6 protein-coding genes and 1 pseudogene are annotated in these 11,523 nt (G+C 47.0%); 1 reads left to right on the forward strand and 6 read right to left on the reverse strand.

Annotated elements, in window-relative coordinates; translation table 11 throughout:
* Positions 1-147: 147 nt before the first annotated feature.
* The gene (locus GD630_RS18135; protein ID WP_118408998.1) at positions 148-840 is read right to left on the reverse strand and encodes a hypothetical protein; all 693 of its coding nucleotides are present in this window, start codon (positions 838-840) and stop codon (positions 148-150) included.
* 186 nt (positions 841-1,026) lie between these two features.
* Between GD630_RS18135 and GD630_RS18140 the strand changes: the two genes are divergently transcribed.
* Complete coding sequence (locus tag GD630_RS18140) at positions 1,027-2,316, forward strand: IS1380-like element IS614 family transposase (RefSeq protein ID WP_143868557.1); 1,290 nt, start codon at positions 1,027-1,029, stop codon at positions 2,314-2,316.
* Between the two features lie 164 nt (positions 2,317-2,480).
* On the opposite strand, the gene GD630_RS18145 is transcribed toward GD630_RS18140, so the two are convergent.
* From GD630_RS18145 to GD630_RS18165, 5 genes and pseudogenes are all read right to left on the reverse strand, one after another.
* Positions 2,481-3,089, reverse strand: a complete 609-nt coding sequence (locus GD630_RS18145; protein WP_238482938.1) for a serine O-acetyltransferase — start codon at positions 3,087-3,089, stop codon at positions 2,481-2,483.
* A gap of 90 nt (positions 3,090-3,179) precedes the next feature.
* Positions 3,180-5,474 carry a bifunctional glutamate--cysteine ligase GshA/glutathione synthetase GshB gene (gene gshAB, locus GD630_RS18150; RefSeq protein WP_032585417.1) on the reverse strand — a complete coding sequence of 765 codons (2,295 nt, stop codon included), beginning with the start codon at positions 5,472-5,474 and terminating at the stop codon, positions 3,180-3,182.
* A complete protein-coding gene (locus GD630_RS18155) occupies positions 5,471-6,814 on the reverse strand; it encodes an MATE family efflux transporter (RefSeq protein WP_032585415.1) in 1,344 nt (447 codons plus the stop codon). Before GD630_RS18155 ends, gshAB begins: the two co-directional genes overlap by 4 nt.
* A gap of 60 nt (positions 6,815-6,874) precedes the next feature.
* Positions 6,875-7,177, reverse strand: a complete 303-nt coding sequence (locus tag GD630_RS18160; protein WP_143868559.1) for an ArsR/SmtB family transcription factor — start codon at positions 7,175-7,177, stop codon at positions 6,875-6,877.
* Positions 7,178-7,422: 245 nt separating this feature from the next.
* Positions 7,423-11,400 (reverse strand): annotated as a pseudogene (locus tag GD630_RS18165) (helicase-related protein); the annotation flags it as partial.
* Positions 11,401-11,523 lie beyond the last annotated feature (123 nt).

Consider the following 11,523-nt stretch of genomic DNA (forward strand, 5'->3'; position numbering starts at 1 on the left):
TCTTGACCGAAAGCGAGTTATGTAATACGGATGTACCGCAACACAACTCGCGGTATTATCTTAATCTCATATATGCTGTCATCTTATCACCTCCTCAAATTCAAAGTTTCCATTGCCTCATTTACATAGTCAGGCTTTTCAAAATTCTTACTTTTTGTAAATTTCAAATTTTCGTTTCCCAATGTTTTGCTTTTCTAGCCTTTCCCATTTCTCACAATTGATTTTCTGCTTTTTATCCATGCATACAGCTAAAATTGTATTTTCATGCGAAATTCTCCATAACTGTTCCAACATAGCATCCATGGAATTCTTACCTTGTTCCCATTCCACCAAATTTCCGTATGGAACATCCGTAATAATTATATCAGGCAATATTTCCGGCAAAGGCATCGTACAATCCGCTTGGAAAATCTCTGTCGATATATCATTCCCCAGCATAATGCTTAATTTATCGCAACTATCTAATGCCTCCTTATGAGATTCCTTACCATAAGAATTGTAAAGTTCCTCTATCTCTGCTTTTCTCTTTTTCAAAGCAACATCAGTAAGTAAGGATATATTTTTCTTTGCATGAGCTACCATATCTTCATCAATATCACTACCATATATTTTTCTGATATACTTATTTTGAAAATATCCAAGAATTGTAAGGGAATAGCCTCCCCCACAACAAGGGTCATATATGACTAAATCCTCTTTTTTATTCGAACGCTCCAGTGCCCGACCGTAAATTTCAAGCAACAATCGAATCGGGAAATTCGGTATTCCTTTTCCTCCATAAAGAACCCGACCACTTGCAAAATCCTGAAAATTATCATCTTTACAATATAAATATTCCATTATCTGCTTAACCTATCGCTTTCGTCCAAACTCTTGATTTCGTTTTTACCCTTAATTCCGCAACACTTTGATTTAACTTTATTTATAAGTTCCTGAGCAACAAAAAGTTGCTCAGGATTTTGCCATGTCAGATTTTTCACTTATCTTAGTGTTGCAATTCAAAACAAGCGTAAATCGTAACAAGACATGGCAAAGGAACTAATAAAATCCGAAAAACTCACACCTTTTGGAGGAATTTTTTCAATCATGGAGCGATTTGACTCCATGCTTTCACCTATTATCGACCAGACACTTGGTCAGAGATGCCGCAGTATCATCGGATACCAGTACAGCGAAATTATTCGTTCTCTGATGAGCGTATACTTCTGTGGCGGTTCATGCGTGGAGGATGTAACATCGCATCTGATGCGTCATCTCTCGTATCATCCGACCTTGCGCACATGCAGCTCTGATACCATCCTCAGAGCCATCAAGGAACTAACACAGGAAAACATCTCATATACTTCCGATAAGGGCAAGACCTATGATTTCAATACGGCAGACAAGCTCAACGCCTTGCTTATAAAAGCCTTGGTTTCCACCGGTGAACTGAATGAGGTGGAATCTTATGATGTTGATTTCGACCATCAGTTCCTTGAAACAGAGAAGTATGATGCAAAACCGACATACAAGAAGTTCCTCGGCTACAGACCTGGCGTATATGTCATCGGTGACATGATTGTCTATGTTGAGAACAGCGATGGCAACACAAATGTGCGCTTTTATCAGGCTGAGACCCACAAGAGATTCTTTGCCCTACTGGAAGCCAACAGCATCCGTGTGAATCGCTTCAGAGCCGACTGTGGTTCGTGCTCGAAGGAAATTGTCAGTGAGATAGAGAAGCATTGCACGCACTTCTACATCCGCGCCAACAGATGCAGTTCGCTCTACGATGACTTGTTTTCACTGAGGGGATGGAAGACGGAGGAAATCAACGGCATCCAGTTTGAACTCAATTCCATTCTTGTTGAGAAATGGGAAGGCAAGTGCTATCGTCTTGTCATTCAGAGACAAAAGCGCATGGATGGAGAGCTTGACTTGTGGGAAGGTGAATACACCTACAGATCCATTCTTACCAACGATTATGACTCATCAACAAGAGACATCGTCGAATTTTACAACAAGCGTGGGGGCAAAGAGCGTATATTCGATGATATGAACAACGGATTCGGCTGGAACAGGCTCCCCAAGTCGTTCATGTCAGAGAACACTGTATTCCTTCTGCTTACGGCATTGATACACAATTTCTATAAGACCATCATTAGCAAGCTTGACACCAAGGCTTTCGGGCTCAAGGAAACGAGTCGCATAAAGGCTTTTGTCTTCAGCTTCATCTCCGTACCTGCCAAGTGGATCATGACAGCAAGGCAATACGTGCTGAATATCTATACTGAAAACCGGGCTTATGCAAGACCTTTCAAAACTGGATTCGGATAAAGTCCGTTCCTTATGGTTTTAATCTGCGTATTGCCTCAAGTCGCATTGTGGGGTAAGGGGAAGGTATGCACAAATCGGACAAAATTCACGCTCATACTATCATGATGCATAGTGTTCAAGCTCTTTACTGCAATTGAGATTGCCATTGAGATTGCTTGCGGATTTTAGGCTATATTGAAATATTCTCCTATCTCAGCCCCCGGATGAATATCTATCCCTGTCTCAAAATGGGCAAGCTCACTGATAATTCTCGGTATGAGCGGTATCTCCATTTTATATAGTTCGTGGGCAATCCTGTGGTTTGAAATGACTCTGATGGCAGGATAGCAGGATATTATCTCCCCGATACAGGTCGCTGCCGGATCTCCGTCAAAGGCTGCATGAATGTCCGTTGCCAGCACCCTTCTCATTTCGGGAAGGCTCCGTATGAACCTCTCGGCATACTTTCTTGCCGTCTGGCAGCAGGGAGTTCCCTTTATCCTTTCCTTCATGTTCTCATTTCCGAAGAGCATACCCGCCTGTATCTGCTGCGTCAGGATATTGCTCAGCTTCTCCAGTGTCACCCCAAGATGAAATGTGAGTGTCTGGCTGTTTACCGTATGATTTCCATAATACCCCGGAAACAGGACTGCACGGCAAAGTTCTATTATCTCATGTATGGCTTTACCTGAAGGTATCGGGTCTCCTTCTTCATATTTGATGAAAAGTTCAGGGAATGATGAATAATCCGCCAACTTTTCAACAACTTCTCCGATGTATGTAATATGTTCCATGTGATTATATATATTTAAATCGTAAATATACGTTGGTTAAACCTATAATAAAAAGGATAGGTCATATCCTTTTTATTGTCTGCACTGTCTTTAAAATCCCAAAGCCTTGATCATCTTATGGTTCAGGTGTCTGTTCTTGCCCTTGAACGGATAACAGTGTATATGTATGGCAGGATTGAAGTTCATTTCAATGATCGCATAGTTATCCGGTGTGGCAGGAGCATGAATATCCTGTATCATCATATCCAGTCCGGTAATCTTCACGTTCAGAGCTTTTGCAGCTTCCACAGCAATAGCCTTGTACGAATCGTCTATATCGTCTGTAAAATCTATGCTGTCTCCTCCCGTACTGATATTGGAGTTCTCACGAAGATAGACCACTTCCCTCTCTTTGGGTACAGTGTTGAAATCCATTCCCTGCTGCTTCAGAAACATTTCTTCCTCACGCCCCTTTCTGATTTTCTCCAAAGGGGTGCGATATCCTTTACCTCTGAGCGGATCTTCATTCTTCCTGTCTATCAGTTGTCCGATATTCAGAACACCGTCACCCGTCACATTTGCCGGAACACGGTGAAGGATACCTACCACTTCATCATTGATGATGAATATCCTGAATTCCCTTCCCGGTATGAACTTCTCTATAAGCACCGTGTTGTCATGCTCAAAGGCTATCTGCAAGGCTGCCTTGAAGTCCGTTTCATCATAGTTGTGCTTCAGTATGGTTATACCCAATCCGAAATTGGTGGACTTAGGCTTGATTACCACAGGTTTCCCTGCATACAGGCGGTAGTCTGCCATACCTGCCTCCGGTGACGTGTATTCATAACCGCCCGGCACGCTTATTCCGGCACGTTCCAGCACCTTCTTCGTTACCACCTTATTTTCCATCATCAGTACAGACACGTATGAGTCCAGAGAGGTCTTGGTTGCCTGCATCACATATTCTTCCTTTTTACCGTCAAACAGACGTATGAAATTTTCCTTACGGTCAAGTATTTCAAAACCTATCCCTTTAAGTATTGCAGCCTTCAGCAGAAGCTGTGTGGACATTTCCATATCCTCCAGTCCATGAAATCTGTAACCTCCGCTTATGGTGGTTTCCCTATACTGTCTTGCCTTTTCCAGATGGAACGGTACAAACCCCACCCTGTTTATGTTCTCATACAGTACCATGCCTATACGCTTCTCAGGATTCTGTACAAGGTACAGATTATGCTGCATCTCCTGACGGTAGATTTCATCGTCAAGCACCCCATATTCTGAGAGAATTCTCTCCATATCTTCTAAAATAGAAGTAGCTTTCTGCTGTACAGTGGTCGAGCAGCATTTCAACTCCTTCTTTTCGTCTCTTCCATAGCATGAAGCCATATCCTGATTACGTGTTGCCCTTTGCAGTTCTTCCTCCGTAAGACTTCCGTTCTCCTCCTTCAGCAGAGAATAGACAAGCAGAAGGTGAGAAAAATAAATGGCACTTGCACATACCCCCGATTTTGTAAACGGGTCAAGATCCACAATTCGTACCTCAATATAAGAAGGAGAACCATTATCCTTTTCCAGAAACTTGATACGGACCGGAAGATAAAGCTCGTGAGGTCCGTCAATACGGTTTTCCCTTATCAGTTTGTCAATAGACATATTATAGGCTTCAAGTGAGGAATAATCGATGAAGAACTCCTCACGGTTACGATACCCTAATGGACTTGTCCTCAGACTGAGGCTTACCCCACACTTCATGGGCTGCTTTTCTCCCGTTTTAAGCGAAATCACATTCAGGGTTTCTTCTGCAAGCGGAGATTCACCGTACAGCCAGATAAAAAGCCAGCGGTATTTGAGAAAGTTCCTTACCACACGAAAATATACCGTTTCCCTGACCTCCTCCATAGAGCTGCCGCAAACACCGCTTTTTAGCAGAACGTCCATCAGTTTTTCCGAAAAAGAGAAATTGAAGTGTATTCCCGAAATAAGCTGCCTTTCCTTTCCGTAGGTTCCGGCAAGTTTCTGACGGTAATACTCCTTGTCCTTGAACTCTCCCGAATAATGTGCAATGGGTATCTCCTGATTCTCCTTCAATACAGGAGGAAGGCTCTGAGGCCAGAGAAGCTCATCGCCGATATTCTCCGTAACCACATCGTGCAGCGTTTCCATAAATCCCAAAGCCTCTCCTACACTTGGCAGCGGCGGAGTTATCATTTCCACCTGACTCTCTGAAAAGTCGGTGGTTATATAAGGGTGCTTCCCCTTGTCGCCAAATACTGCCGGGTGTGGAGTCAGGGCAAGCGTACCGTCCTGATTGACCCTGACATTTTCCTTTTCAAGTCCGAAACACCCCTCTCTAAGCAGATGGCTGTTCTGTTTAAGTATAAAGCAAAAATCCTGTGTATTCATATACTGCTATATTGTATGTTTGATTCTTCAAGTTCCTTTTCCCTTTTTCTATATAATAGATAAAGTACAATGCCCTTTATCACGCTAGTAAGCGATATGCTCCACCAGACACCATCTATTCCCATTCCCATACTTTTGCCAAGCAGAAGGGCAAGAGGTATCCTCATTGTGGTGAACACGATGCTCACGGTTGCAGGATATTTGGTAAGCCCCTGTCCGGTATAAGCTCCCGAAGTGAGTATTTCAAGTGTGGCAAACAGCTGTGAGAAGCCGACTATACGCAGATAGGCACTGCCTATTTCTATGGTGGCAGCCTCCTTCACGAAAAATGACAGTATGGTTTCCGGGAAAGCTAAAAATATGAATGTGGCAGGTATGGAAATACAATATCCAAGCCTGATGCTTGTACGATAGCATTTCCTAATCATATCCGTATTCCTTTCCCCGTAATATTGCCCTATCAGTATGGAGGTTGCCTGCATAAGACCGTTCATAAGAAGAAACGAAAGCGACTCTATCTGAAGACCCAGCTTCTGTGCGGCTATTGCATCTGTTCCCCATATACTTACTATACGCCCGATGGCTATACCGATAAGCGAGAACAAAATACGCTGCATGGCAGGTGCTGTGCCTATTCCAAGTATTTTCCTGAGAAACTTGCGGGGTACCGCTTTTATACTCAAGGTAAGTTCAAGCCTATGTCTGAGAAGATATATCGCATACATCATGGCACCCCACTGTGAAAATGCCGTAGCCCATGCCGCACCTTCCACTCCCAGTCCGAAATAAAATATAAACAGAGGGTCAAGAATGATATTGACGATATTCCCATAAAGTACCGCCCTGAACGAGAACTGTGTCTTTCCGTGTGCGTCTATAATGGCGGTAAACAAAAGGTTCATAAACATGATAAGAACAGTGATACTGCTTATCCTCAGATAGTTCTGAGCCATCGTGTTTACTTCCGGTCTTTCGATATTGAAAAGGGATATAAGAGGCTCTGCCAGCATAAAGACGAACAGGGCATAGAATATCCCCAACACGAATGTACTGCGTATTCCGCATGATATGAAGTGTTGTATTCTGTCCTTCTTTTCAGCCCCTATACTGTGTGAAACCGATACCATGGTACCAATGGTTATCACGCTTATCAAAGACCAACCCAACTTGATATAAAATCCGGCTGTTCCAACAGCAGCCACTTCTCCGCTTCCCAGTTTCCCGACCCAGAACATATCCGTAATATCGTATGAGATCTGAAGACAGGATGATAATATGATAGGGATTGCTATTCTCAGCAGTGATTTTCTTTTTTCTCTTTTTGCCGTTATCTGTTCCATAGTTTATTTTATATCGTAAAAATACGATGTTATATACCAATAAAAAAACTCTTATTCAAATCATAAGAGTTCTGAAAACAACTTCTTTGCCAAAAGCAGGCTTTCACGGTTAATACGATAGCAAACCTTTGGTGGAGCTATCTCGCCGTCTATCAGACCTACATCTTTCAGTACCTTCAAATGCTGTGATATGGTAGACTGCGCGATTGGCAATTCCGTTGTCAAGTCTCCACAATAACAACAGGCATTATGGTTAGCCAACAACCTTACGATTGCTATTCGTGCCGGGTGGCTCAGAGCCTTTGCAAAACGGGCTGCCATCACGTCCCGGTCTTCAAAATGCTGTGCTTTACTATATGCCATAATCACTTCTCATTTTTAATTCATCGCAAAATTACGATAAACGATTGAATCAACCAAATAATCGTGCGTTTTTTTCATCGAATTTTTCTTTTTTTAACCTATCACAATATCTAAAGTCTCGTATCTCAATGCAAAAAGAGGCTGTCTAATAAGTCCCCGAAAATGAAAATCACCCCTGTCAGAGCTTATTCTGACGGGGTGAAATCGTAAAATTCAGATTTGTTAGACAACCTCTTTAATCTGGATTATATTTTTATTCCTTTCGAGCGGTTTTCCTCTCTTGTATATAATCCCTGACGTCCAATGACGATATGGTTGGCAATGGAGTTGCCAGACGAAGGTCGATCATTCGCTGGGCTGTGTATCTGCGGAGCATTTTCAGTATGTTGTGATGATTCGTACCGTACACTACTTGCATCCGGCTTGACCTCCTGCCTTTCATTCTCCTTTTCGGCAACTTCCGGTGTAGGCGGTGCAAGCTCCAACTGAATCTTACGGTCAAGCGCGGCAAGTTCGGATTTCAACTGTTTCAGTTCGTCTTCCTTCTTCCACACCTTGCCCGCTATCTCCTGCAACTGCGGAATCTCCTTTTCCAGCACCTCGTTCTTTGCCTTGTACTGGTCGATGATGGACGGAATCCTCTCCAATGCGTTCAGGAAGTTACGTGCGGCGGCTATCGGGTCTGCCATCGCCAGATGCCCGTTGTTGTAGGTGTACTTATAGTTTCCCTCCACCACAAAGCGGTTGTCGGTAAACTCCAGTCCTTCTTTGAGAATCCGCTCACTGACCACCTTTATCGGAAAACCGTAAAGTTCCCCGACAGCCTTGTACAGTCCGCCCGTCGTGGCGTTCTTGGCGATTTCCTGCAAACGCTTTCCGAGAACCTTCTCGTCGGTTGAATCCACGCCGTCCACCTTGACGGTATTCAGGCGATTGCCCTCATTATCCGTCCGCACAACCGAAAGAAACCTGTTCCAGTCCTCCGTCATGGCATCAATGAAAGCCGTGTTGTTACGCAGTTCTCCCGTCTTGGATTCCAGTTTGAACTCCGAATCCCGCTTGCCCTTGTTGAACGACTTGCGTTCCCCTTCGAGTGAGGCGATACGCTTCTCCAACTTCGCTTTGTCAAGCAGGTCGGTATTGCCGGAAAGCAATGCCATATACTCCGAGAAGTTCATGCCCGATTTCTCGTCCATAGCCCCCTCGTCGATGGTACGTGCGCCCATAGCCCCGCTTTTGAGCTGCGAGATGAACGTCTGCTTGCAGTGCAGCAGGTTGAACTTGTAGCTGTCCAGTGACTTCTCCACGGCGTAAATGATGACATCCACGTTGTTTCCGGCAAAATGTTTGGCAATCTCATTGCCGGCTCTAACTCCACGTCCGTCACGCTGTTGCAGATCAGACGGTCGCCACGGTGTATCCAAATGATGGATGGCGACACACCGTTTCTGCGCGTTCACGCCCGTTCCGAGCATAGAGGTGGAACCGAACAATACACGCACCGTCCCGGCGTTCATGGCGTCTATCACTGCTTTGCGAGCCTTGTCCGTCTTGCACTCCTGAATGAAGCGCACCTCGCTTGCCGGTATGCCGTAATCCTCCGTCAGTTTTCGCTTTATCTCGCTGTACACGTTCCACCCGTCGCCCGGCTGGTATGTACCCAAATCCGAGAAAACGAACTGCGTGCCTTTCTGCGCGTCGTATTTATGGTAATACTCAGCTATCATCTTGGCGCAGTGGCTCGCCTTGTTGTCGGGGTGGTCTTCGTAATTGGGATCTATCATGCGCATATCCAAAGCCATCTTCCGCGCGTAGTCGGTAGCGATGAGCATCTTTGCCTTCTCCTCCGTTTCAGACAGCGGCAACCTGCCCAACAACGTGGCGTCGCCAGTCTTCGCAAATTCCATCAGCTGTTTGATGAAATATTCTTGGTCAGGTGTCGGCGGTATGTGGTGCAGTATCTCGTTCTTGTGCGGACGATCCACACCCACGTCCTCCGCCGTGCGGTAGTCGGTGATCTCATTGTAGAAGGCGGCAAGCTCCGGCACTTTGATGAAGTAGCGGAAACGTTCCTTCTGCACCACGTTGTTTGTCACGTTGAACTCGAAGTCGGTTGTCTTCTTGGCGAAAATAGCCGCCCATGCGTCGAAGCAGCGGATGTCCTGCCGTTCCAGTTCCTTGGGACGCAGATACTTGAAGAGCAGGTACAATTCCGTCAGGCTGTTGGATATGGTCGTACCGGAGAGGAATGTCGCCCCCAAGTCCTTGCCAGTGCGCTCCTGTATGGTGCGTATTGCAAAGAGCATATTCAGGGCTTTCTGGCTCCCTTCCGAGTTTCCCAACCCCGCCACACGGTCATGCCGGGTGTTGAAAGTCAAGTTCTTAAATTGGTGCGATTCGTCAATGAAGATATGGTCGATACCCATCTGCTTGAAGTCCACCACGTCATCCGTGCGCGACTTGATGGCGTGTTCCACCTTCTCCAGCTTCGCTTCAAGGTTGTGTTTGCGTTTCTCCAGCCCTTTCAGCATCGCCCGCGACACGTTCTTGCCCTGCTGCCGCAGGACTTCGAGATTTTCCTCCACCGTGTCAAGTTCCGCTTGCAGTATGCGCTGCTGCAACTCCGGCGACTGAGGTATTTTCCCGAACTGGTCGTGCGACATAATGACGCAATCATAGTCATTGTTCTTGATGTTGTTGAAGAAACGCACACGGTTGGCGGTCGAGAAGTCCTTTTCCGAAGCGTAGAGGATGCGGGCATTCGGATAGGCAGCCTGATAAGTGGCAGCAATCTCCGCCACATTGGCTTTCAGCCCGATAATCATCGGCTTGTGGGCGAGGCCCAGCCGTTTCATCTCGTGTGCTGCCATGCACATTATCAGCGTCTTGCCGGTCCCCACCTCGTGGTCGCATATCCCGCCGCCATTCTGCTTGAGCATCCATACGCAGTCCTTCTGCGAGGGATAGATGTCCTTCACGCCTCGGCTGGCCAGCCCCTTGAGGTCGAGGTCGGGGAAGGTCTGGTGAGAGCCGTCGTACTTTGGGCGCACGCAACAGTTGAACTTGCGGTTGTACATCGTCACGAGCCGTTCCTTGAACTCCGGCGACTGCTCTTCGAGCCATTCGGAGAAGCCGTTTCGTATCTCGTCAATCTTGGCGTTGGCGAGCTGTATGCCTTCGGCATCGCGCACCTTGATGTCGTTGCCGTTCTCGTCCTGGCCGATGCACTTCATCATGTCGGGACAGGTGTTGTGCAGGGCGTGCTTCAGCAAGCTCATGCCGTCGTAGTGGCGGTAGTAGCCCTTCACGCAGAACTCGTCCCATATCTTGATGTTCTTACGGTCGCATACGGCGGAGAACTCGTCCATGCCGGGGGCGTAGGCGATGCGGACATCGGTCTCGTAGAGGTGGCTCATGTAGGCGGAGTAGATGCCCGTGGGTATCCACCTCTCGCCGAAGTTGAAGTCGAGTTCCTCAAAGGTGATGCGCTGTGGGGCGGCATCCTGCAATGCTTGCAACGCCTCTTTCGCCTCTGCCAGATGCTCATGCTCCCTGTTGTCGGCAATCCATGCCTCGATACGCTCCGCCTTGTCTATGACATTCCCGGCTATGAAGCGGTCGCTGATTTCGTAGCCGTCCGCCAAGGGATTGAAATAGACCCTGCCGTGGAGGGCTGCAAGCAGTTCTTCCACGGTGGTGTCGGTGAGCGAGCGCATATAGTCGAGATGGACCGTGCCGTACTTGTTGAGTGAGGCGGACAGGGCTTCCTCCGGCGAGTCGGTTTGCACAATCTCGTCCATGGAGAATGACACGGGACGCTCGAAGATGTCGGCCTTGACAAACTGCCCGTTCTCCTCACGCTCCAAGGAAAGGATGTCGCGCCCTGCGGCGTCCATCAGCAGCAACTTCACGTTCTGCTTGGCGTTGAGGTGGCCATAGCGCAGGACAAACTCGTCGTAGTAGGTGTTGAGGTAGCCTCGCTGCGGCTTGTTCTCCTCGTGGTGCTCCGCCTCATAGCTGTACAGACGCTCGTAGGCATCGCGCAGGGAGATATAGAGCATCAGTTTCTCTTTCTGGAATCCGCTGAGGTCGGCAGGATGGAACATCGATCCGTAGGGCGTGAGGTCTTTCAGATAGCCCACGTTCCTTGCCGCATCGAGCACGATGGAGCCTTCACGATGGTGTGGCCCCAAGGTACGGTCGTAGGGATGCGGAGTAAGGTCAAGCGGTGACTGCTTTACATCTGCATGTGTCGGCTCTGCTTCAGACAGCGGCTTTATCTCTCCCATAGGAGGGATGAAGGCGGGATTGAGCGTATCTTTCACGCCCAATCTCTTCAACTGCTC

Source organism: Bacteroides zhangwenhongii, assembly GCF_009193325.2.
In the GTDB taxonomy this organism is placed as follows: Bacteria; Bacteroidota; Bacteroidia; order Bacteroidales; family Bacteroidaceae; genus Bacteroides; species Bacteroides zhangwenhongii.